The following is a 23,814-nucleotide window of genomic DNA, read 5'->3' on the forward strand; positions in this document are numbered from 1 at the left end:
GAGGCCAGGGAGGCCAGGGAGGCCAGAGAGGTCGGAGAGGCCAGGGAGGTGCACGGGGTCAGAGGCTTTCGGTGACGGGGACGGCGGTGCCGGGCGGCGGCACGCTGGCGAGGGGCGCGACCGGACGGGCCGCTGCGGCCGACGGCACCGGGTGGCGCTCGGCCAGGGGCACGACCGGCGGGAGCCCCGTCGTCTCGCCCAGCACGACATGGCGGACCACCCGCTCGGCGGCGCGCCCGTCGTCGTAGGCGCAGAAGCGCTCACGGAACGCGGTCCGCAGCTGTGTGGAGCGCGAGCCGCGCCAGTGGCCGGTCGCGAAGATGTCGATCAGCTCGTCCTCGTTGCGCGCGACCGCGCCCGGCGGGAAGGCGCGCACGTCGAAGTAGGTGCCGCGGGCCGCCTCGTACGCCTCCCAGTCGTCCGTGTGGACCACGATCGGCCGGTCGAGGCCCGCGTAGTCGAACATCAGCGACGAGTAGTCGGTGACCAGCGCGTCCGAGGCGAGAGCGAGCGACTCGATGCTCGGGTGACCGGACACATCGATGAGGCGGCCCCCGGCCGCCCGCGTCAGCGGCGCGTCGTACGAGGGGTGGGCGCGGGTCAGCACCACGAAGCGCGGGCCGAGTTGGCGCAGCACCCGCTCCAGGTCGAGGGTGAGGCGTTGGGAGCGGCGGTAGTCGCGGTACGTCGGCGCGTACAGGATCGCCACCGCGTCCTCGGGGATGCCCAGCGACTCGCGCAGCCGCGCCACGTCCGCCGAAGTGGCTTGCAGGAACACGTCGTTGCGGGGGAGGCCGTACTCCAGTGTCGTGAAGCCGGACGGGAAGACGCGCTCCCACACCAGGGTGGAGTGGCGGTTGGCGGACAGGCAGTAGTCCCAGGTGTCGGCGGAGCGCAGCAGCTCCGCGAAGTCCGTGTCGCGCGCGGCCGCCGGGCGGTCCTGAAGGTCGAGGCCCATGCGCTTGAGCGGGGTGCCGTGATGCGTCTGGATCATGATCTGGCCGGGGCGTTTGACCATCCCGCGCTCGAACCCGACGTTGTTCACCAGGTACTTGGAGCGGGCGAGCGCCGTCCAGTACGCGGCCGAGCCGGGCCGCAGCCTGCGCGTCGACGCCGGGATCGTGTGGTGGTGCTCGGGGCGCGCGATCCACGCGGTGCGGATCTTCGGCGCGAACGTGCGGAACGCGGACTCCAGCGCGCCCGGGTTACAGCCGTGACCGCGGCCCCGGTGGCTGGAGAAGACGGCGCGGTCGGCGCGCAGCGGGAGGCGGAGCTGGATGAGGTAGTGCAGGTGGAGGGCCGCGTCGCGGGTCCGGCGCAGTACGGCCGAGGTGACCTTCAGCGTCCGTCCGCGCAGGCGGGATCCGAGCGACAGGAGGCGGTACGTGCGGTGGCTGCCGAGCCGGACCAGGGCGTGCCGCAGCCGGACGTGCGGGCGGACGCCGGCGCCCGGTGTGCGGTAACGGGCGTAGTGGGCACGGGCCTTGCGCAGGAACTCGGTGCGGGTACCGCGCGGCAGCCGGTCACGCCGGGTGAACACCGTCGCGATGTGGTCGACCATGCGGCGGAACAGCACCGGCCGCCAGTGCGCCAGTTCCGGGTGCGCGTCGACGTACGCGAAGACCCGGTCGTACTGCTCGAAGACGTCGAAGTGCCCCCGGCTGGTGGTGCCGAGGATGTTGCCCCGGCGGCGCTGCCGGTAGTGCACGCACACCCGGTCGAGGGTCGCGATGGTCTCCGCGCTCAGCAGCACCGGGTAGGTCCACGGGGTGTCCTCGTAGTAGCCGGGCGGGAAGGCGAAGCCCTGGCGTTCGACGAACTCCCGCCGGTACACCTTGTTCCAGACCACCATCAGGACGGTGAGCAGCCCCGGACGGTCGTCGAGCCGGAACGGCGCCGGGCCCTGCTCGGTCAGTTGGCCGGCGAGCTGGTTGCGGCGGGTCTCGCCCGACCAGTACGTGCGTGCGTAGTCGTAGACCAGGACGTCGGGTTCGGACGTCTCCTTCAGCCGGTCGGCGATCGCGCGCAGCGCGTCCGGGGTGAGGGTGTCGTCGCCGTCCAGGAAGACCAGGTAGTCGCCGCTCGCGCACTCCAGACCCGCGTTACGGGCGCGCCCCAGGCCGACGTTCTCGGGCAGGTGCACCGGCCGTACGCGGGCGTCGCGGGCCGCGAACTCGTCGATGATCGCGCCGCACGCGTCGGGCGACCGGTCGTCCACCGCGATGAGTTCGAGATCCGGGTACGACTGCCCGAGGACCGATTCCAGGCATTCGTGCAGGTATGCCTGAACCTTGAAGGCGGGGACGATGACACTGAACCTGGGCAAGGGACATCCATGGGTCGGCGCGGGCATACCTGCCCGGGAACGACCTGTGGGCCGATCTGGTTACGTGGGATGCGGCATACGGGGGGATTCGGGGTGAACGTGAGAGGGCGGGCCGGTTTCGGCCCGCCCTCTCCAACATGAGTGACAGGTGCGGTTACTTCACCGCCCCCGCCATCACGCCGGACACGAACTGCCGCTGGAACGCGAAGAACACGGCCAGCGGGATCACCATCGAGATGAAGGCACCCGGCGCCAGTACGTCGATGTTGTTGCCGAACTGGCGTACCTGGGTCTGCAGCGCGACCGTGATCGGCTGGCTGCCCGCGTTGGAGAACACCAGCGCGACCAGCATGTCGTTCCACACCCACAGGAACTGGAAGATGCCGAGGCTCGCGATCGCGGGACCACCGAGCGGCATCACGACCCGTACGAACAGGCGCAGTTCACCCGCGCCGTCCAGCCGGGCCGCCTCCAGCAGCTCCCGCGGGATCTCCGCGAAGAAGTTGCGCAGCAGGAAGATCGCGAAGGGCAGGCCGAAGCCCGTATGGAAGAGGACCACCCCGAAGATCGACCCGAAGATGCCGAGCTTCCCGAAGAGTTCCGCGATCGGGATCAGCGCCACCTGCACGGGGACGACCAGCAGACCGACCACGGCCAGGAACCACCAGTCGCGGCCCGGGAACTCCATCCACGCGAAGGCGTAGCCCGCGAGGGAGCCGATCACCACCACCAGGAGTGTCGCCGGGACCGTGATCAGCACCGTGTTCACCAGGGAGTCGGTGATGTCGCCGTTCTCCAGCAGCTTCTGGTAGCTGTCCACGGTGAGCTGCGAGGGCTCGCTGAAGACCTTCCACCAGCCGCTCGCGCCCATGTCCTCCGGCTTGCGCAGCGAGGACAGCAGCAGACCGATGGTCGGCACCAGCCAGAACAGCCCGACCAGGAGCAGGAAGACGCGCAGGACGCCTCCGCCGATCCGGCCGGTGATCCGTGAACCCAGGGATTCCTTTGGCCTTACGGCCTCGACGGGTGCCGTCTTCGTCGTGAGATCGCCGGCGTGCGTCGTCATCGCCGCACCTCCTGCCGCAGACGGCGTACGTTGAACCAGATCACCGGGATCACCAGGAGCAGCAGGAACACCGCGATCGCGCTGGCCACGCCCGGTTTGTCCTCGCTGAAGCCCTTGCGGTACAGCTCCAGCGCCAGCACGTTCGCGTCGTCCTGGGACGAGCCCGGCGGGATGATGAACACCAGGTCGAAGACCTTCAGCACGTTGATCATCAGCGTGACGACGACGACCGCGAGGACCGGCGCCAGCAGCGGCACCGTGATCCTGCGGAACACCTGCCACTCGGTGGCGCCGTCCACCCGCGCCGCCTCCAGGAGTTCACGTGGCATGCCGGCGAGCCCCGCCGCGATGAGCACCATCGCGAACCCCGCCCACATCCAGACGTACGCGCCGATCACGGCCGGGGTGACCAGCGTCGGGCCGAGCCAGTCGACGCCGTTGTACGGTTCCTTGAAGTTGCTTGCCGGAAGCCGGAGTTGGGCACCGTCAGCCTTCGCGGAGAGCGTGAACGTACCGTCGCCGGCCACCTTCGCCGAGTCCACGACCTTCCCGTCCTTGACCGCCTCGACCTTCATGCCCGCGTAGCCCAGCTCGGTCGCGTCCACTTTGCCGAGCTTGCCGACACCCTTGCCCCGCGTGAAGTCCTGCCAGGCCGTACCGGTGACCTTGCCCGGGTCGGTCGGCGCCTGTACGGCCTTCTTCGCGCTGTCCGGCATCTGGTCGGGGGCGACCCCGAGGAGCGGGAGCGCCACCGATTCGCCCGTGTGGACAGGGGCCTTGGTGAGGAAACCGCCGCCCGACGGCTGAAGCGGTGACTGGCGGCCCGGGTGCGCCTTCGGGAACGCCGACGACTCGGCGAACGTGTCGTGCACGCTCACCCACACCGCGTTGGCGGCCCCCTTGTCCGGGTCCTGGTCGTACACCAGCCGGAAGATGATCCCCGCCGCGAGCATGGAGATCGCCATCGGCATGAAGACGACCAGCTTGAACGCCGTGCCCCAGCTCACCCGTTCGGTCAGCACCGCGAAGATCAGACCGAGCGCGGTCGAGACCGTCGGCGCGAACACCACCCAGATGATGTTGTTCTTCAGGGCGGTTCGGATGCCGTCGTCCGTGAACAGGGCCTTGTAGTTGTCGATCCCGGCGAAACCGCTGCCGGAGTTGTTGCCGAAGCTGCGGACCAGTGAGTACCCGATCGGGTAGAGCACGAGCGCGCCGAGCAGCACCAGCGCCGGCAGCAGGAACAGGGCTGCCACGGTTCTGCGGGTGCCGGTCACGCTCTTGCGTTTGGGTTCCGAAGGAGGAACCGAGGGAGGAGCCGCGGGAGTCCCGGGGGCTCCTCCCGCCGTGGCCGACGTCATCGCCGGATCAGCTCCCGTACGCCGCGGCCGCGTCCGACTCCAGCTTCGCCTGCGCCCCCGCGATGTCCTTCGGGTTCTTCAGGAAGTCCTGCAGATCCTTCCACTCGCCCTTGCCCGGCGTACCGCCGAACGCCTGCGGGGCCTGGTCCGACATGTCGAAGCGGAAGTCGTCGCCCGCGGCGATCAGCGCCTTGGCGATCTTCTGCTGCACCGCGTTCGGGTAGGCCGAGTTGTCGACGTTCTTGTTCGGGGAGAGGTAGCCGCCGAGCTTCGCCTGGATCGTCGCCGCGTCGGGCGAGGCCAGGAAGGTCGCCAGCGCCTGGGACGCCTTGGAGTCCTTCAGGATCACGGCCGCGTCGCCGCCGCTGACCACCGGGGCCTGGGCACCGACCGCCGGGAACGGGAACACCTTCGCGTCCGTTCCCACCTTGGCCTTCGTCTGCGTGATGTTGACCTGGACGAAGTCGCCCTCGAAGACCATGGCCGCCTTCGGCTGGTCCCCGCCGGTGAACGTCTGCGTCACCGAGGCCGGGAACTCCGTCTGCAGCGCTCCCTTCGCGCCGCCCGCGACGAAGTCCTTCTTGCCCCAGACCTCGGCGAGCGTGGTGAGCGCGTCCTTGACGGACGGGTCCGTCCACTTGATCTTGTGCTGGGCGAGCTGGTCGTACTTCTCCGGGCCCGCCTGGGAGAGGTAGATGTTCTCGAACCAGTCGGTCAGCGGCCAGCCGTCCGCGCCGGGGACGGAGAACGGGGTGACGCCCGAGTCGTACACGGACTGGGCCGTGGACAGCAGGTCCTTCCAGGTCTTGGGCTCCTTCGCGCCCGCGTTCTCGAAGACCTTGGCGTTGTACCAGATCAGGGACTTGTTGGCCGCCTTGTAGTAGACGCCGTACTGCTTGCCGCCGACCTTGCCGATGTCCTGCCAGCCCTGCGAGTAGTTCTTCTGCAGCTCCTTCAGGGCCTCCGGGCCGAGGGGCTTGGCCCACTTCTTGTCCACGGCCTGCTTGATGGCGCCGGGCTGCGGCAGCATCGCCACGTCCGGGGGTGAGCCGCCCGCGATCTTCGAACCGAGGAAGTTGATGATCGGGTCCTGCGCGGGGACGAACGTGATCTTCGCGCCCGTCCGCTTCTCGAACTCGGCCAGCACCGCCTTGAAGTTCTTCTGCTCGGCGCCGGTCCACACGGCGGCGACTTCCAGGCTCTCACCGTTCAGCTTGGGGAGGGTGACGGTGCCGGCGCTCTCCTTGGCGCCGCCTCCGTTGTTGCTGCTCTTGTCGTCGTCGCTGCCTCCGCATGCGGTGAGCAGGAGGGAGCCGGCGGCGATGGCTGCGGCGATGGCTGTGGTGGTCCTGCGTGATCGGTTGTGCGGCTGGTTGTGCGGCCACTGGTGTGGCCGGTATTCGGAGTCCCTGGACGACCTGCGTGTACGTAGGCTGCTGCGCATCACTGCCCCGTTCTTCGTTCCTCGTCGAACGATCGAGCGGCTGTCCCGTGTGATCTGGTCTACGCCTGGGGGCTTGGGGGCGGCAAGAGCGCCTGCGATGTCAAGTGAACGATCGTGACCGCGTTGTGATGGCGGGTTGCCTTTCGCAGGGGGTGCGGTGGGTGGGTCGGGGCCGTGCCGGTACTGGCGGGGGCGCCTTCGCAGGGGGGTGCGTTGTGGGTCGGGGCCGTGCCGGTACGTTCTGCCCGTCGCCGCGTGGGCGTACTGCCCGGGGGTGACAAATGGCGGGACTTTGCGGGCGGTCTGCTACGCGACGGGCAGGAACGTACCGGCACGGCCCCTTGCGCCGGTGGGCGACTGCGGGTGCGTACTCGCTTCGCTGCGGGCAATCGTGCCGCTGGGGCGGCACGGGTGGGCGCAGGCGGCGCCTCGTCAGCGCCGAGTTGCGTGACCCACCCCCGGCCAGCGCTCACGCCGGGTGACAAGGAAGAAGAGGGTGACTGGGGTTTGCCCACCCACCCCCGGTGGTCGAACAGGCAAGGGGTGACCGGGGTTTGCCCACCCACCCCGGTACCCGGGGTCAGAGGAGGGACGGGACCTCGGGGGCCGAGACCGAGCGGGCGGCTCGGTCGAGGGCGCTGGCCAGCAGGGCCAGGTCGGTGGGACCGTTGCCGAGTTCGCGGACGGGACGCCGGGCAGGCGGATCCCCCATCCGATGCCATTCGAGGGGAACCACCGTGGGCCGAAGGGTGGCCGTACGGGGGATTCGCCCCGTGACCCGCCCCGCCTGGAACGGCGTGAGCCGCCCGTCCGCGCCGGACAACCGCCCCCGCCCGGGCGCAGGTTCCTCCGGCCCGGACAACGGCGCGTCGAGGACGATACGGAGCGTCGCGGCCCGACCGAGGTCGGACTCCACCGCCCGCCCCCCGACCCCGGCCGCCGCCACGAGATGCACCCCGAGCCGCTCCCCTTCCCGGGCAACGGCCTCCAGCGCCCGTACGACGGACCCCGCGGCCGGCCGCCCCGGCGACCCCAACGCGGGTGACAGCAAGGCGTCCAGATCGTCGACGACCACGACCAGCCGGGCGAGCGGCGGCCCCGCCTCCTCCCGCTGCCGCGCCGCCGGGGACCGGAGCCGCAGTGTCGAACTGGGCGGCGCGTCCAGATCGGCGGCGCCGGACGCGCCACCGGGTGCGGCCCCGGACGCCGTGCCGGACCCGGCACCCGCCGACCGCTGCGCGACGATCCGCCCCGACACCTCCCGCCGCGTGTGCCATTCCGCGAACCCGAGCCGCCCGAGCAGCTCGGCCCGCCGCTTCAGCTCGGCGCTGAGCGACTGCGCGAACTCCCGCATGCGCACCGGGTCGTTGGCCGTGAGGTGGGTGGTGACATGTGGGAGGTCCGTGCAGACCCGCAGGCCCTCGCCCCGCCCCGCGTCCTTGCCGCCCGTGCCGTCCTGTCCGTCTATCAGGACGATCCCGAGCCGGTCGGGCCGCTCCGCCGCCGCGAGCGACGCGGCCATGGCCCGCAGCAGTTCCGTACGGCCGCTGCCCGTCGGTCCCTCGATCAGCACATGCGGGCCCTCGGCCTGGAGATCCACGCAGACCGGTCCGCGCGGCCCGGCGCCCAGAACGGACCAGGCGCGTCCGCCGAGCGTCTCCGTGTCGTCGGCCGCGTCCGCCCAACGCGCCATCAGCGACGCCGGGGTGGCCCGCGCGAGCCCCAACTCGTCCAGCAGTCGCGCCGCCTGGGGCAGCGGCGCGGACACACGCGCGTGCCGGTCGCCGCCGGTGCCGTCCGTACGCAGCGGGGCGAGCGCCCGCGCGAACCGCTCGGCCCACGCCTCCGACACCGCGTCCACCGCGGCCACGGTGCCGTGGCCCACCGGCCCGCCCGGGGCCACCCGCATCAGCCGCAGCGCCGTGGCCACATCACCGCTGAGCAGCGCGACGGCCCCGCACTCACGGAACGCCGGTGACGCCTCGCACGCAGCCTCGTACGTCTCCGTCACCGGCGACGCGGGCGACGCCGCCGCCGTCTCTGCGAGGCATACGACGTGGATCCCGGCCCGCGCCCCTTCGTGCGCCAGCCGCACCACGGCTTCGCGCACGTCGGCACCCCCGGGGTCCCCGTCCACGACGACCACCGTGAACGGCCCGGGGAACGCGCCATCGTCCTGTGCGTCGTCGTCCCGTGCCCAGGAGGGCCGCCGTGCGCCGCCGCGCACCGCGCCGTCCGTGTGGTCGGCCCGGTGCGCGGCCCGCGCGTCACCCGGGTTCCGGTCCGGCTCCGTCAGGTGGTCCTCCAGACGGCGCAGGAGTTCGTCTGTACGGGCCGTCGCCTGTTCGCGGTCGTACGCCAGAAGGAGGCGGCAGTCCTGGCCGTGGGTGGGGCGGAGGTGGGGGAGCCAGCCGAGCCAGGACCACTCGGCGGTGCGCTCCTCCGGCGTACGGGAGCGGTCCGTGCTGATCAGGACGATTTCGAGGGAGTCGGGGGAGTGCAGCGCGGCGAGCTGGGCCACCACCGAGCGCGCCAGCCCGGCGAGCCTTGCGCGGGGTCCGGCCAGGCCCAGGGCGCCGACCTCCCGCAGACCGGCGGTCACCGGGACCGCGGGCAGCAGCCCTGAACCGTCGGGCGCCGCCCGGTCGGCCGTGCCGAGCCGTACGGTCAGGACCTCCGGGTGTCCCGGGCCGCGCTCCCAGAGCCGCGGTCCCGGGCCCAGCGCGGTGAGCAGCAGCGTCGCCGGGTCCGGCCAGCTCTCCGGCGCCTGCGCCACCGCGCCCACGGGCTCGACCTCCGCGGGCTCCTCCTCGTCGTATGCCTCGGGCCCGGCTTCCACCGGCTCGCCGCGTCCCCCGGTCAGCCGCCGCGCCCACGCGGTGAAACCGCCGCGCCTGCGCCCGCCACCGTCGGGCGACACACCTGACGGCGCGTCCGTGCCTCGGAGAGGAGTACCGGCGCGGGAAGGGGAGGAACGGCCGTTTTCGGTGCCGGTGCCGGTGCCGGTGCCGGTGCCGGTGCCGGTGCCGGTGCCGGTGCTGGTGTCGCGTGGGCTTGGCAGTGTCAGGCCGTCGGGCAGCGGCACTCCGCGTGCACCGCCGCCGTGGGTGGCTCCGTCGGACGGGGCCGTGGCCCTGCTCTCGATCCGTGGTGCGCTGCCCTGGCCGGGTACGACGGGTGGTTCCGCGGCGGTGTGCGGGGTCGACCGGGTGGCCCAGGGCGCCGAGCCCTGGGCGTGGTGGGTCTGTCCGGAGGGCGGGCGCGTGTCCGATGCGGGCTGCACGCGTGCGTGGGGGCCTTTTCCGTTGCCGTTCGCGTCACCGGGAGAGGCGCTGGCCGGGCCTCCGGTCTCGGTGGCGACCCGGACGTGGCCCTCTCCGTCGGGGGTTGTCCCCACGGTCTCCGGGGTGCCGGGCGGGGCCAGCCGCAGAGCGGACTCGCCCACGCGCAGGAGTGCCCCCGGTGCGAAGCGGACCGGGCGGGAGTCGACGCGGGAGCCGCCCAGCGTCGTGCCGTTCGTGGAGCCGAGGTCCGCGACCGCGACGCGGCCGTCGGGGTTGACCGTGACCGCGCAGTGCAGGCGGGAGACGTCGGGGTCGTCCAGCGGGACGTCCGCGTCGGCGGAGCGGCCGATGTGGATCTGTCCGTCGTGCAGCAGGTGGACCCCGCCCGCGTCCGGGCCGGCGACGACATGGAGCTGCGCCGCCACACCTTCCACGTCGGGGCCGGGCTCCGCCGGGGAGCCCAGGCACAGCACGGCGCCGTCCGTCAGGGGCGGCTCGCCCAGGGTGCAGCGCTGGGCGTCGAGCCGCTCGGCGCCCGCGTACAGCACGACCGGGCCGCCGCCGAGCTCGCGGCCGCGCTCGGGAAGGGCGGCACCGCCCTCGCCGCCGACCGCCGCGGCCAGGCCCGACGCCACCGCGGCCAGCGCCGTCCCGGCGGGCGCGGTGACCAGCACATCGCAGGTCGTGGCGCGCCCCCGCGGCTCGGGGCGAGTGCCCTGCGGGCCCAGCGGGTCTACGACGGTCAGCCGGATCTGCATCGCCGTCAGCGGTCCCTTCTGCGCGGGCGCCCGCGAGCGAGGACGAAGCTCGGCACGGTCCCCCACCGCAGACTTCCCCCACCGCGCACAGGCACGTCGGCCAGTACAGAAGGCATCCTCGCACCTGCCACTGACAACACGCCCGGCGCCCACCCGTAAGTGATCTTGATTGGTCGGCTCTGCCCGCAAAAGTGCCTGACCGGTGCCCGGTTGGGACCGGTGTTGAGACCGGTGTTGAGATCGGTCACGCCGAGGTGCGGCAACCAACCGTCCGAAGCGAGCGTCTTTCCATCGAACACGCCGGGGAAGGCGTACGTAGTCGCCTGAGAGAAGCACAGGAAGACGACACCCCGGTGCCGCGCACGGCGGCACTACAGTGGGTCGGAACACCTGTAGCACGGTGGATCGACCAGGCAAGCAAGCAGCAGGGAGCGCATGACGTGCGGCCGGTAGGGAGCAAGTACCTCCTTGAGGAGCCGCTGGGACGCGGCGCCACAGGCACCGTCTGGCGCGCCCGCCAGAGGGAGACCGCGGGTTCGGAGGCGGCCGTCGCGGGCCAGCCCGGGGAGACCGTGGCGATCAAGGTCCTCAAGGAGGAGCTCGCCAACGACGCGGACATCGTGATGCGGTTCCTGCGCGAGCGGTCCGTCCTGCTGCGGCTGACCCACCCGAACATCGTCCGGGTGCGGGACCTCGTGGTCGAGGGCGATCTCCTCGCGCTCGTCATGGACCTCATCGACGGGCCCGACCTGCACCGCTACCTCCGCGAGAACGGGCCGTTCTCGCCCGTCGCCGCCGCGCTGCTGACCGCCCAGGTCGCCGACGCGCTCGCCTGCAGCCACGCCGACGGCGTCGTGCACCGCGACCTGAAGCCCGCGAACGTCCTGCTCAAGCAGGACGGCGGCGAGATGCACCCGATGCTCACCGACTTCGGCATCGCCCGCCTCGCCGATTCGCCCGGCCTCACCCGCACGCACGAGTTCGTCGGCACGCCCGCGTACGTCGCGCCCGAGTCGGCCGAGGGCCGTCCGCAGACGTCCGCCGTCGACATCTACGGCGCCGGAATCCTGCTGTACGAGCTGGTCACCGGGCGTCCGCCGTTCGGAGGCGGGTCCGCGCTGGAGGTGCTCCACCAGCACCTGAGCGCCGAGCCCCGCCGGCCGTCCACGGTTCCCGACCCGCTGTGGACCGTCATAGAGCGCTGCCTGCGCAAGAACCCCGACGAACGCCCCAGCGCCGAGAACCTCGCCCGGGGGCTGCGCACCGTCGCCGCGGGCGTCGGCGTGCACGCGAACTCCGCGCAGATCGCCGCCGCGGACGGCGTCGGCGCCCTGCTCGCGCCGGACCCGGCCCCGGCGGCCGTCCCCGGCGTGCCCGGCGCGGCCGACCCGACGCAGGTCCTGCCGCACGGCGCGGGCGCCTACGACCCGAACGCCGCGACCAGTGTCCTGCCGCACACCGGCGACGCCGACCCCACCTCCGTACTGCCGCACCGCGGCGCGGCCGACCCGACCGCCGTCATGCCCCCGGTGCCCCAGAACCAGCCCGGCGGGCCGCAGGGACCCGGGCCCGAGGACCCGCACCCCTGGCAGAACCAGCTGCGCGCCGCACGCGATCGCAACGAGCAGACGCAGGTCCAGTACCTCGACCCCAGCGAGGACCCGCTGCGCCGCCGGCCGCAGCGGCAGGTCGCCCGGCCCCAGCAGCAGCCGCGCCAGCAGCAGCGGCCGCCGCAGGGGCAGCAGCCGCCGCCCGGGTACGGGTATCCGCAGCAGCCCCAGCAGTACGCGCCGCAGCACCAGCAGCAGCCGCAGCGGTACGCTCCGGCGCCGCAGCCCCAGCCGCAGCACCAGCGGTACGCGCCGCAGGCCCCGCAGCAGCCTCAGCAGCCCGCGCCCCGGCAGCCGCGCGAGCCGCGCCAGCGCAGCGCCAACCCGACGAAGATCCCCGGGCTCGGCTGCCTCAAGGGGTGCCTCGTCACGATCGTCATCTTCTTTGTCGCCGGATGGCTGATCTGGGAACTCAGTCCCCTTCAGGACTGGATCGGGGAGGGCAAGGGTTACTGGGCCCAGCTCGGTGACTGGTACGACACGGTGAGCGGGTGGATAGGGGATCTGGGGGGCAGCTCCGGCAACTGACGGTTCCGGGCGGTTGTGGCTACTGACGGTTCCGGGCGGTTGTGGTGACTGACTGATCCTGGTTCCGGTGAGTGAGTCTGTGGATTTGTCGACACCTGGCGGGTGATTTCCGTCTCCGCGGTGAAGGTTGGCTCCTCGGACGCGTACGTTTAGCGACAACACGCGTCTGTAGGAGCAGTCTTGGCACGGAAGATCGGTAGCCGGTACACCGCCAACCAGATCCTGGGGCGGGGCAGTGCCGGCACGGTGTGGCTGGGCGAGGGGCCGGAAGGGCCCGTGGCCATCAAGCTGCTGCGCGAGGACCTCGCGTCCGACCAGGAGCTCGTGGGCCGCTTCGTCCAGGAGCGCACGGCGCTGCTCGGTCTCGACCATCCCCATGTCGTCGCGGTGCGGGATCTCGTCGTGGACGGCAACGATCTCGCGCTCGTCATGGATCTCGTCCGCGGTACGGATCTGCGCACCCGGCTCGACCGGGAGCGGCGGCTCGCGCCCGAGGCCGCGGTCGCGATCGTCGCCGACGTCGCGGACGGGCTCGCGGCGGCGCACGCGGCGGGGGTCGTGCACCGGGATGTGAAGCCCGAGAACGTGCTGCTCGACATGCAGGGGCCGCTCGGGCCGGGCGGCGCCCATCCCGCGCTGCTGACCGACTTCGGGGTCGCCAAGCTGATCGACTCGCCGCGGCGCACCAAGGCGACGAAGATCATCGGCACGCCTGACTATCTCGCTCCCGAGATCATCGAGGGGCTGCCGCCGCGGGCCGCCGTCGACATCTATGCGTTGGCGACCGTTCTGTACGAGCTCCTCGCCGGGTTCACGCCGTTCGGCGGGGGACATCCGGGGGCCGTGCTGCGGCGGCACGTCACCGAGACCGTGGTGCCGTTGCCCGGCATCTCCGACGAGCTGTGGCAGCTGATCGTGCAGTGTCTGGCGAAGGCGCCGGCGTCGCGGTTGCGGGCGTCCGAGCTCGGTGCGCGGCTGCGGGAGCAGTTGCCGTTGCTGGCCGGCATGCCGCCGCTCGACGTCGATGAGCCGGATGCCGAGTCCGAGGAGGAGGCGTACGAGTCCGCTTCCGCGGCGGAGTCGGCTGTGCCGCGTGAGCGGGAGCGGGTGCGGCGGGGGGCTGTGCCTTTGGTGCCGGGGGCTGCGCCGGACTCCAATCGGGATACGCATACGTCGATGCGGGTGCCGGGGCCTGATGAGCTGGCGGGGGGCGCCCGGGGGACGGCGCGCGCGCCGCGTGCGGCGGGGGCGCCCCGGCCGGGGTCGGCCCGCCACCGTGCGTCTGCGCGCCGCCGCCGCATTACCCTCGGCGCGGCCGCGGTGGCTCTCGTGGCCGCGGTCGGCGTCGGTACGTGGGTCGCCACCTCTGGGGACGACTCGGGCGCCTCTCCCTCCGACACGAAGAATTCGGCTCCGGCGAGTCCCTGAGGCCGTTCGCAGTTCGGTCCGGTGGGTGGGTCGGGGCCGTGCCGGTACGTTCTGCCCGTCGCCGCGTGGGCGTACTGCCCGGGGGTTGCATTCGGCGGGACTTGGCGGGCGGTCTGCTACGCGACGGGCAGGAACGTACCGGCACGGCCCCTTGCGTGCGTACGCGACTGCGGGTGCGTGGTCGTTCACCCTGCGGGCAATCGTGCCGCTGGGGCGGCACGGGTGGGCGCAGGCGGCGCCCCGTAAGCGCCGGGCTGCGTGACCCACCCCCGCCCAGCACCCGCGCCGGGTGACAGGGAAGAAGAGGGTGACCGGGGTTTGCCCACCCGCCCCCGGGTGCGGAGGAAGCAAGGGGTGGCACCAGGGTTTGCCCGCACGCCCGGGCGGAGCCTTGGTGGGCCCTCGGTGAGGGGAAAGCCGGTGTACAGGCCCCGTAGGGGCGAGGGGCGAGCCCCGCTTGCGGCAGCCGTTACGCTGGAGGCGTGGCAGTCGTCGATGTATCCGAAGAGCTCAAGTCCCTCTCCTCGACCATGGAGTCGATCGAGGCCGTCCTGGACCTCGACAAGCTGAGGGCAGACATCGCCGTGCTCGAGGAGCAGGCGGCCGCGCCGTCCCTGTGGGACGACCCGGACGAGGCGCAGAAGATCACCAGCAAGCTCAGCCACCTCCAGGCGGAGGTCAGGAAGGCCGAGGCGCTGCGTGGTCGTATCGACGATCTCGGGGTGCTCTTCGAGATGGCCGAGGAGGAGGACGACCCGGACACCCGTGCCGAGGCCGAGTCCGAGCTCACGTCCGTGAAGAAGGCGCTGGACGAGATGGAGGTGCGGACGCTGCTGAGCGGTGAGTACGACTCCCGTGAAGCCGTCGTCACCATCCGAGCCGAGGCCGGCGGCGTCGACGCCTCCGACTTCGCCGAGAAGCTCCAGCGCATGTACCTGCGCTGGGCGGAGCGGCACGGCTACAAGACGGAGCTGTACGAGACGTCGTACGCGGAAGAGGCCGGCATCAAGTCGACCACCTTCGCCGTGCACGTTCCGTACGCGTACGGGACGCTGTCCGTGGAGCAGGGCACGCACCGGCTGGTGCGCATCTCGCCCTTCGACAACCAGGGGCGTCGCCAGACCTCGTTCGCCGGTGTCGAGATCCTGCCCGTCGTCGAGCAGACCGATCACATCGAGATCGACGAGTCCGAGCTGCGGGTGGATGTGTATCGGTCGTCCGGACCCGGTGGCCAGGGCGTCAACACGACGGACTCCGCTGTTCGCCTCACCCACCTCCCCACCGGGATCGTCGTCTCCTGTCAGAACGAGCGCTCGCAGATCCAGAACAAGGCCAGCGCCATGAACGTTCTGCAGGCGAAGCTGCTGGAGCGGCGCCGCCACGAGGAGCAGGCCCGGATGGACGCCCTCAAGGGCGACGGCGGCAACTCCTGGGGCAACCAGATGCGTTCGTACGTCCTGCACCCGTACCAGATGGTCAAGGACCTGCGCACCGAGTTCGAAGTCGGCAATCCCGAGGCCGTGTTCAGCGGTGAGATCGACGGTTTCATCGAGGCCGGAATTCGCTGGCGCAAGCAGCAGGAGAAGTAGGGCCGGGCCCAAACGCCTCTTTGTCGACAAGGCAACTGCCGTCCTCCGGGCGGCAGTTGCCTTTTGTATGTGGGGATGTCTGGGTTTTACATCACAGTCACATGTCTTGATGGTGGTCAAATGATGTTGATCTGGACATCGCGTACGCAACGACCTTGACGCTGCTGTGAAAACTGGGAAGGGTGACGCTTGGCATGCGTATCTCCGGGGCTCATGTGAACCGGGAGGCTTGCGAGAAGCCGCCTGTGACGCCATGGCCCCGAGCGCTGCTCCATTGACGATTAGCTACTGGGGGTAGCAGCCAGATGACCAAGAAGACGCGGATCCGTGTGGCGCGGATAGCTGCCGGTGCGGTGATCGCTGCCGGTGCTTCGCTGACCGCTGCGGGTGCCGCTTCGGCCCTCGACCTCGGCGTGCAGGTCGGCGGCGTGAGCGTCGGCGCGAACGCCGACGAGACCGGTGTCGGCGTGAACGTCGATGTCGACGACCCGGCGACCCCGACTCCGTCCGACACGGGCCTCCCGAGCGACCCGGCGCCGTCCGACCCCGCTCCGAGCGACCCGGCTCCCTCCGACCCGGCGCCGTCGGACCCGGCTCCGAGTGACCCGGCGCCGTCCGACCCCGCGCCGTCCGACCCCGCCCCGAGCGACCCGGCGCCGTCCGACCCGGCTCCCTCCGACCCGGGCAACGGGAACGGCAACGGGAATGGAAACGGCGGCGGCGGGAACAATGCCGACCCCGACGGTGGCTCCGACACCTCCGCCCAGGAGGAGGGCTCCTCGGCCCTGACCGACACGGGTGCGGACAGCTCCGACACCTCCGCCCAGGGCAAGAACGACGGTGAGCTCGCCGAGACGGGTGCCGGCCAGACCGCGTTCCTGCTGATCGGTGCGGCCACGATGATCGCCGGCGGTATCGGCTTCCGCCTGCTGCCCCGCCTCGCGGGCGGTCGCGGCGGCTCCGCTGCCGCCTGAGCGGCGGACCACCGGTAGATCGTAGAAGAGAGAGCGTGCGAAGGGGCCCGGAGCATTCGCTCCGGGCCCCTTCGTCTGTCGTCTCGATGCACACTGGGGGTCTGTGGCTCCTACGCCGCCCTCCGGGCGGGCCCCGCGCTCCGGCTGCCGTACGGGCCCGCCCTACACGGTCTGGTGCGCCAGCAGTGCCACCGCCGCGATCAGCACGGCCAGCAGTGCGATCAGTGCCATCGGGTTCAGCCCCGCGAAGGGGCTCTCCTGCTGCAGTCGCTCCCGGTTCGCACGGCAGACGCGGCAGCGGCCCTCGCTCACGGGCGCCGCGCAGTTCGCGCACACCAATCGGTCGTACGTCATGCGCTTGCCCTCCTTGCGCCGTCTCCGCTGTCATAACGCTGCGGGGAACGCAACCGTTCCCCCTCCACTGTGCCAGGTTCCGCGGATTTCGGCGCGGCTCGCCTTATCCTGCCCCGCTTCTGTGCGGGTCAGTACTGAAAACGGGCGCTCTGGGAGGGGGACGGGGTCGGCTTCGCGGCAGGGGCTCCCCGTGGAGCCGTACAAAACCGCACAAGCCCTGCGCAACCCCGGCCGGTGCCTGCGCTCGTGCACCCGGTTCGCGTATGGTCACGCTCATCTACCCCCGGCGACCCGTGGTGCATCCGTGATCCGATTCGACAACGTCTCCAAGGTCTACCCCAAGCAGACCCGCCCCGCCCTCAGGGATGTCTCCCTCGAGGTCGAGAAGGGCGAGTTCGTTTTCCTCGTGGGGTCCTCGGGCTCCGGAAAGTCCACCTTCCTGCGGCTGATCCTCCGCGAGGAGCGGGCCAGCCACGGACAGGTGCACATCCTGGGGAAGGACCTCGCACGCCTCTCCAACTGGAAGGTGCCGCAGATGCGCCGCCAGCTGGGGACGGTCTTCCAGGACTTCCGCCTGCTGCCCAACAAGACGGTCGCCGAGAACGTGGCCTTCGCGCAGGAGGTCATCGGCAAGTCGAAGGGCGAGATCCGCAAGTCCGTGCCCCAGGTGCTCGACCTCGTCGGGCTGGGCGGCAAGGAGGACCGGATGCCCGGCGAGCTGTCCGGCGGTGAGCAGCAGCGTGTCGCCATCGCGCGGGCCTTCGTCAACCGGCCCAAGCTGCTGATCGCGGACGAGCCCACCGGCAACCTCGACCCGCAGACCTCCGTCGGCATCATGAAGCTGCTCGACCGGATCAACCGGACGGGCACGACCGTGGTGATGGCGACCCACGACCAGAACATCGTGGACCAGATGCGCAAGCGCGTCATCGAGCTGGAGAAGGGTCGTCTCGTCCGCGACCAGGCGCGCGGCGTCTACGGCTACCAGCACTGACGACGGTCCACGGAAAGGCTTAGCAGACGCCATGCGCGCCCAGTTCGTTCTGTCGGAGATCGGTGTCGGTCTCCGCCGCAATCTCACGATGACCTTCGCGGTCATCGTCTCGGTCGCCCTCTCCCTCGCACTGTTCGGCGGGTCGCTCCTGATGAGCGACCAGGTCAGCACGATGAAGGGCTACTGGTACGACAAGGTCAACGTCTCGATCTTCCTCTGCAACAAGAGCGACGCGGAGTCCGACCCCAACTGTGCCAAGGGGGCGGTCACCAGCCAGCAGAAGGAGCAGATCAAGTCCGAGCTCGGCAAGCTGTCGGTGGTCGAGAAGGTCTCCTACGAGTCGGCGGACCAGGCGTACAAGCACTACAAGGAGCAGTTCGGCGACTCCCCGCTGGCCAGCTCCCTCACGCCGGACCAGATGCAGGAGTCGTACCGCATCAAGCTGAAGGACCCGGAGAAGTACCAGGTCATCGCGACCGCCTTCGACGGGCGTGACGGCGTGCAGTCCGTGCAGGACCAGAAGGGCATCCTGGACAACCTCTTCGGGCTGCTCAACGGCATGAACTGGGCGGCGCGGGCGGTGATGGCGCTGATGCTCGTCGTGGCGCTGATGCTGATCGTCAACACGGTGCGCGTCTCGGCGTTCAGCCGACGGCGGGAGACCGGGATCATGCGCCTCGTCGGCGCCTCCGGCTTCTACATCCAGGCGCCGTTCATCATGGAGGCCGCGGTCGCCGGGCTCATCGGCGGTGGTGTCGCCTGCGGCTTCCTGCTGATCGCGCGCTACTTCATCATCGACCACGGACTGGCCCTGTCCGAGAAGCTCAATCTGATCAACTTCATCGGCTGGGACGCCGTACTCACGAAGCTCCCGCTCATCCTCGCCACGAGCCTGCTGATGCCCGCGCTCGCCGCATTCTTCGCGTTGCGCAAGTACCTGAAGGTGTGACGAGGCTCCCGTGCGCCGAAGGGCGCCGTACGGTCCAACCCACCGTGCGGCGCCCTTCGTTGTCCTAGACTCACCGGCATGTCAGGCCGCGACCTGTTCTGTCAGCCCCGCCGCATCGGCCGCGGGGCCGCCCTGACATTGGTCTTCGCGAGTGTGCTGGTGGCCGGCGCCGCGACCGGCTCGTTCCCGGACCCCGGCCGGAAATCCTCGCCCGCCGCGGCCCGTTCGGCCGCCCCCGCCACTCCCCACGAGGACGTCACCGAGGCCGCCGAGCGGGCCATGGCCGACGGCAAGTCACCCATGGAGGCCGCCGAGCGCGCCGTCAGCCGCAGCGGCGACCGCTGGGGCGCCGTCTACTCCCAGGGGGAGTACGAGGAGTTCGAGGAAGCTCTCGACGGCGAGTACACGGGCGTCGGGCTGTGGGCCAGGCGCGAGCGCGACGGGCGGATCGAGGTGACCCGGGTGCAGAGCGGATCGCCCGCGGCCACCGCCGGGATCCGCAAGGGTGACCGACTGCACACCGTCGACGGCGCCGAGGTCGACGGCCGGCCCGTCACGGACGTCGTCGCCTTACTGCGCGGTGACGCCGACGACGCGGCCGCCGGCACCACCGTCCGGCTCGGACTGGAGCGCGGCACGCGCGCGTGGAACCTGACTCTGCGCCGGGCCCGCCTGTCCACGGACTCGGTGACCGTGCAGAAGGCCGCCGGGGGCGTCACCGTCATCAGGATCGCCGCCTTCACCAAGGGCTCCGGCGACGTCGTACGCACCGCCGTACGGCAGGCTCCGGCCGGCACCGGCGTCGTCCTCGACCTGCGCGGGAACTCCGGCGGCCTGGTCACCGAGGCCGTCACCACCGCCTCCGCCTTCCTCGACGGCGGCCTCGTCGCCACGTACGACGTCAACGGCAGGCAGCGCGCCCTGCACGCCGATTCCGGCGGGGACACCACCAGACCCCTGGTCGCGCTCGTCGACGGCGGCACGATGAGCGCGGCCGAGCTCCTCACCGGCGCCCTCCAGGACCGCGGCCGCGCGGTCGTCGTGGGCTCCAGGACCTTCGGCAAGGGCTCGGTGCAGATGCCGAGCCGGCTGCCCGACGGCTCCGTCGCCGAGCTGACCGTCGGGCACTACCGCACCCCGTCGGGCCGCGGCGTCGACGGCCGGGGCATCACCCCCGACCTGGACGCCGACGACGGAGCCCTGCAGCGGGCCGAGACAGTATTGAGTGGCCTCGGAGACCCCTCGTAGTGCGAAAATGGCCGCACTATGAGTAAGGGAATGTACGTACCGAAAGAGTCCCAGCAGAAGCAGCAGGGCAAGCAGGGCGCGGCCGCCAAGGGCAAGGACGGCGAGCGGGGCGGCAAGCGCAAGATCGTCGCGCAGAACAAGAAGGCGCGTCACGACTACGCGATCATCGACACCTACGAGGCCGGCATCGTGCTGACCGGCACCGAGGTGAAGTCGCTGCGCCAGGGCCGGGCCTCGTTGGCCGACGGCTTCGTCCAGATCGACGGGAACGAGGCGTGGCTGCACAACGCCCACATCCCGGAGTACAGCCAGGGCACCTGGACCAACCACTCCGTGCGCCGCAAGCGCAAGCTGCTGCTGCACCGCGAGGAGATCGACAAGCTGGAGTCGAAGTCCCAGGAGACGGGCCACACGATCGTGCCGCTCGCCGTGTACTTCAGGGACGGCCGGGCCAAGGCCGAGATCGCCCTCGCCCGCGGAAAGAAGGAGTACGACAAGCGGCAGACGCTGCGTGAGCACCAGGACCGCCGGGAGTCCGACCGCGCGATCGCGGCGGCGAAGCGGCGGCAGCGGGCGCGGGAGCAGTAGCCCTGGCCCGAGCTCGTGGGAATGCGCTGGCATCGGCCTGCGTTGTTCCCGTACGATGGAACAGTCCCGCAGGTGACGGGGCACGGGCCGGGGATATCGGCCACTGAGGGCTTCGACCCGCGGTGGATCTTGGCCCACTTTGAAAAATCAACATGGGGATGATCGGTTTCGACAGCGGATGTCGAAGCAGGGGAAGCGTGTCGAGGAAGCGGCAATGATCTCGTTAACCATATGTCGCAACCAATAATCGCCAACACCAAGCGCGATTCCTTCGCCCTCGCTGCCTAAGTAGCGACTTGCGAAGTGTCAGCCCGGGGGTGATCCCGACCCGGATCCTGGCATCATCAAGGGATCTAAACTTCTAGGCCCGGTCACGGGACCTGGAAGGAAATCAAACAGTGACTGAGCCCGTCGGCGACTTGTTCGCGTGATCGCCGGGGCTGAGAAAATCACAGCGAACTGCACACGGAGAAGCCCTGTTTTTGCACCGGTGGACGCGGGTTCGATTCCCGCCATCTCCACTCATCCCATGTTTAAGAGCCTCTGACCTACCCAGGTCAGAGGCTCTTTTTGTGGGGTCGCGCCACATGTCCGGGGGTCGTTCACGGTTCTACGGTCCCTCCCCATGACCCAAACCAGAGCCGTAACACCCCGCCTTGTGCTGGTGGTCGTCCTGGCCGCCCTGTTGTCCGTCCTGCTGCCCGCCGGGCGGGCCTCCGCCGCGTCCGTGCAGGAGGTGACCGGGTTCGGGACCAACCCCGGCGCCCTGAAGATGTACCGCTACACGCCCGACGGGCTGCCGGCCGGCCGGCCCGTCGTCGTCGCCCTGCACGGGTGCACCCAGAACGCCGCCGGTTACGGCACCGGCAGCGGCTGGACCCAGCTCGCCGACCGGTGGGGCTTCTCCGTGGTGCTGCCGCAGCAGCAGACCGCGAACAACGCCTCGTCCTGCTTCGACTGGTTCCAGAGCGGGGACATGGAACGCGGCCAGGGCGAGGCCGCCAGCATCGCGCAGATGGTGGACCGGCAGCTCGCCGACGTGTCGGGCGACGCCTCGCGCGTGTACGTCACCGGGCTGTCCGCCGGGGGCGGGATGGTCACCGTGATGATGGCGGCGTACCCGGAGAAGTTCGCCGCGGGCGGTGTCGTCGCCGGGCTGCCGTACGGGTGCGCGCAGGCCGCCGGATCGCCGTACGTCTGCATGTACGTCGGCGCCACGCAGACCGCGAAGCAGTGGGGCGACCGGGTGCGCGCCGCCCGGCCCGGATACACCGGACCCTGGCCCACGCTGACCGTCTTCCAGGGCACCGCCGACTACACCGTGAAGCCCGTCAACATGACCGACCTGATGAAGCAGTGGACCGACGTCCACGGGGCCGACCAGACGGCGGACGTCAGCGACACCGTGGCCGGATACCCGCACCAGGTCTTCCGGGACGGCGGCGGCAACGCGGTCGTGGAGACGTACAGCATCACGGGGATGGGACACGGGCAGCCCGTCGACCCGGGGAGCGGGAGCGAGCAGTGCGGAACCGCGGGCGCGTACATCCTGGACGTGAACGTGTGCGCCGCCTACCGGCTCGGACACGCGTGGGGGCTCGGCTGACGCGTCCGACCACTCCGGTACGGCTGAGACGCGCCCTGTCCCCGACAGGGGTCTTCGGGGATGCTGCTGAGGCATGAAGAGACCCGTGAGCACATCCGCGAAACGTGTCAATTCCCGTGTACGTCTCTGGTGTTGGGCCGCCGCCCTGGCGCTGGCGGCGGCCGCCCTCAGCTGGAGCGCGCCGGCCGGTGCGGACTCCGACCGCACCGGCCTGCCGGAGGCCATCGACACCATCCTCGGGGACGCCCGCATGGAGGGCGGGGTCGCGAGCGTGGTCGTCGCCGACGCCGCGAGTGGCGAGGTGCTGTACGCCCACCAGCCCACCACCCGGCTCATGCCCGCCTCGAACACCAAGCTCGGCACCTCCGCCGCCGCGATGGAACTCCTCGGCCCCGACTACCGGTTCACCACGGACGTCCTGACGAACGGGGCGCGGCACGGCTCCGTTCTGTATGGAGATCTGTATCTGCGGGGGACCGGCGACCCCACCCTTCTCGCTGCCGACTACGACCAACTCGCCGCCCGTATAGCCGAGTCGGGCATCACCCGAGTCGGCGGGCGGCTCGTCGCGGACGACACCCGGTTCGACCGGCAGCGGCTCGGGCGGTCCTGGGCCGCCGACGACGAGTCCTCGTACTACTCGGCGCAGATCAGCGCGCTGAGCGTGGCGCCCGACACGGACTACGACACCGGGACCGTGATCGTGCAGGTTACGCCCGGCGCCGAGGCCGGGGACAAGCCGACCGTCTCCGTCACCCCGAAGACCGACTACGTCCACATCGACCTGCGGGCCACCACCGTCGCCGCGGGCGGTGCGAACGACCTCACCGTCGAGCGGGAGCACGGCACCAACACCATCGTCGTGAGCGGTACGACACCCGTCGGCGGCTCCGGCGCGAAGGAGTGGGTGACCGTGTGGGAACCCACCGGGTACGCCGCCGCCGTGTTCCGGGACGCGCTCACCGCGCACGGGGTGAAGGTCACCGGGCCCACCCGGCTCGGCCGGGCCACCCCGAAGGACGCGACGACGCTCGCCTCCCACGACTCCATGCAACTGCGCGACCTGCTCATCCCGTTCATGAAGCTGTCGAACAACATGCACGCCGAGATCCTCACCAAGGCCATGGGCTACAAGGCCTCGGGGGAGGGGAGCTGGAGCGCCGGGCTCGCCGCGGTCGGCGGGTATCTCAAGGGTGTCGGTGCCGATCCGGGCGAGGTGCGCCAGGTCGACGGGTCCGGGCTGTCGCGGATGGACAACTTCCCGGCGGGGCAGCTCGCCAAGCTGCTGCTCGCGGTGCGCTCCGAGCCCTGGTACGCGGACTGGTACCGGTCGCTGCCGGTGGCCTGCGATCCGCAGCGATTCGTGGGCGGCACCCTGCGCACCCGGATGTGCGGGACGCCCGCCGCACTCAACGCCCGTGGCAAGACAGGGTCGTTGACCGGCGCCTCGGCGCTCTCCGGCTATGTGACGGACGCCGGTGGACGCGAGCTCGTCTACAGCATCGTCCTCAACAACTTCCTCGTCTCCTCGGTGAAGCCGCTGGAGGACGCCATCGTCGTCACACTCGCCAAGTCCACCGAGGAAGCCGCAGTCGCGGTGACGCCGAAGGCGGCGAAGGGTGCGGAGACGCAGGGCGATCTCGAATGCTCGTGGCGCAAGCCTGCCCAGTGCTGAGCCGATGACCGGTCGCTGTGCTGTCCCGGCGC

At 70.9% G+C, this 23,814-nt stretch carries 16 protein-coding genes and 1 other RNA gene; 11 read left to right on the plus strand and 6 right to left on the minus strand.

Annotation, left to right across the window (positions count from 1 at the left end; genetic code table 11):
• Positions 1 to 58 precede the first annotated feature (58 nt).
• From AB5J56_RS27330 to AB5J56_RS27350, 5 genes are all read right to left on the minus strand, one after another.
• On the minus strand, positions 59 to 2,326 hold the full coding sequence (locus AB5J56_RS27330) for a CDP-glycerol glycerophosphotransferase family protein (RefSeq protein WP_369235967.1): 2,268 nt from the start codon (positions 2,324 to 2,326) through the stop codon (positions 59 to 61).
• Between the two features lie 154 nt (positions 2,327 to 2,480).
• On the minus strand, positions 2,481 to 3,392 hold the full coding sequence (locus AB5J56_RS27335; protein ID WP_369235969.1) for a carbohydrate ABC transporter permease: 912 nt from the start codon (positions 3,390 to 3,392) through the stop codon (positions 2,481 to 2,483).
• Complete coding sequence (locus AB5J56_RS27340; protein WP_369235971.1) at positions 3,389 to 4,753, minus strand: carbohydrate ABC transporter permease; 1,365 nt, start codon at positions 4,751 to 4,753, stop codon at positions 3,389 to 3,391. Before AB5J56_RS27340 ends, AB5J56_RS27335 begins: the two co-directional genes overlap by 4 nt.
• Positions 4,754 to 4,760: 7 nt before the next feature.
• On the minus strand, positions 4,761 to 6,197 hold the full coding sequence (locus AB5J56_RS27345) for an ABC transporter substrate-binding protein (RefSeq protein ID WP_369235973.1): 1,437 nt from the start codon (positions 6,195 to 6,197) through the stop codon (positions 4,761 to 4,763).
• Between the two features lie 580 nt (positions 6,198 to 6,777).
• Positions 6,778 to 10,239: an FtsK/SpoIIIE domain-containing protein gene (locus tag AB5J56_RS27350; RefSeq protein ID WP_369242821.1), complete on the minus strand. Its 3,462-nt coding sequence runs from the start codon at positions 10,237 to 10,239 to the stop codon at positions 6,778 to 6,780.
• Positions 10,240 to 10,679: 440 nt separating this feature from the next.
• On the opposite strand from AB5J56_RS27350, the gene AB5J56_RS27355 reads away from it, so the two are divergent.
• The 4 genes from AB5J56_RS27355 to AB5J56_RS27370 all read left to right on the plus strand — a co-directional run bounded on the left by AB5J56_RS27355 (position 10,680) and on the right by AB5J56_RS27370 (position 16,368).
• On the plus strand, positions 10,680 to 12,377 hold the full coding sequence (locus AB5J56_RS27355; RefSeq protein WP_369235975.1) for a serine/threonine-protein kinase: 1,698 nt from the start codon (positions 10,680 to 10,682) through the stop codon (positions 12,375 to 12,377).
• Positions 12,378 to 12,557: 180 nt separating this feature from the next.
• Positions 12,558 to 13,805 (plus strand): serine/threonine-protein kinase, encoded by a 1,248-nt coding sequence (locus AB5J56_RS27360; RefSeq protein WP_369235977.1) that lies wholly within the window; start codon positions 12,558 to 12,560, stop codon positions 13,803 to 13,805.
• A 482-nt stretch (positions 13,806 to 14,287) separates the two neighbouring features.
• Positions 14,288 to 15,394, plus strand: coding sequence for a peptide chain release factor 2 (gene prfB / locus AB5J56_RS27365; RefSeq protein WP_369235979.1), 1,107 nt, complete (start codon positions 14,288 to 14,290; stop codon positions 15,392 to 15,394).
• 305 nt (positions 15,395 to 15,699) lie between these two features.
• On the plus strand, positions 15,700 to 16,368 hold the full coding sequence (locus tag AB5J56_RS27370) for a hypothetical protein (protein WP_369235981.1): 669 nt from the start codon (positions 15,700 to 15,702) through the stop codon (positions 16,366 to 16,368).
• A 162-nt stretch (positions 16,369 to 16,530) separates the two neighbouring features.
• Here AB5J56_RS27370 and AB5J56_RS27375 read toward each other — a convergent pair whose 3' ends face one another.
• Positions 16,531 to 16,722, minus strand: a complete 192-nt coding sequence (locus tag AB5J56_RS27375) for a hypothetical protein (RefSeq protein ID WP_359493498.1) — start codon at positions 16,720 to 16,722, stop codon at positions 16,531 to 16,533.
• 304 nt (positions 16,723 to 17,026) lie between these two features.
• On the opposite strand from AB5J56_RS27375, the gene ftsE reads away from it, so the two are divergent.
• From ftsE to dacB, 7 genes are all read left to right on the plus strand, one after another.
• Positions 17,027 to 17,716 (plus strand): cell division ATP-binding protein FtsE, encoded by a 690-nt coding sequence (ftsE, locus tag AB5J56_RS27380; protein ID WP_369235983.1) that lies wholly within the window; start codon positions 17,027 to 17,029, stop codon positions 17,714 to 17,716.
• 31 nt (positions 17,717 to 17,747) lie between these two features.
• Positions 17,748 to 18,665: a permease-like cell division protein FtsX gene (gene ftsX / locus AB5J56_RS27385; RefSeq protein WP_369235985.1), complete on the plus strand. Its 918-nt coding sequence runs from the start codon at positions 17,748 to 17,750 to the stop codon at positions 18,663 to 18,665.
• A gap of 78 nt (positions 18,666 to 18,743) precedes the next feature.
• Positions 18,744 to 19,913, plus strand: a complete 1,170-nt coding sequence (locus AB5J56_RS27390) for a S41 family peptidase (protein ID WP_369235987.1) — start codon at positions 18,744 to 18,746, stop codon at positions 19,911 to 19,913.
• A 30-nt stretch (positions 19,914 to 19,943) separates the two neighbouring features.
• Entirely contained in the window at positions 19,944 to 20,501 is a 558-nt protein-coding gene (gene smpB / locus AB5J56_RS27395) for an SsrA-binding protein SmpB (RefSeq protein WP_369235989.1), read from the plus strand.
• Between the two features lie 154 nt (positions 20,502 to 20,655).
• Positions 20,656 to 21,025, plus strand: a transfer-messenger RNA (tmRNA) gene (ssrA, locus tag AB5J56_RS27400).
• A 101-nt stretch (positions 21,026 to 21,126) separates the two neighbouring features.
• Complete coding sequence (locus AB5J56_RS27405) at positions 21,127 to 22,107, plus strand: PHB depolymerase family esterase (RefSeq protein ID WP_369235991.1); 981 nt, start codon at positions 21,127 to 21,129, stop codon at positions 22,105 to 22,107.
• Between the two features lie 73 nt (positions 22,108 to 22,180).
• A complete protein-coding gene (gene dacB / locus AB5J56_RS27410) occupies positions 22,181 to 23,782 on the plus strand; it encodes a D-alanyl-D-alanine carboxypeptidase/D-alanyl-D-alanine-endopeptidase (protein WP_369235993.1) in 1,602 nt (533 codons plus the stop codon).
• The last annotated feature ends 32 nt before the right edge of the window (positions 23,783 to 23,814 follow it).

Origin of the sequence: Streptomyces sp. R21 (genome assembly GCF_041051975.1) — a bacterium.
Classification (GTDB): domain Bacteria; phylum Actinomycetota; class Actinomycetes; order Streptomycetales; family Streptomycetaceae; genus Streptomyces.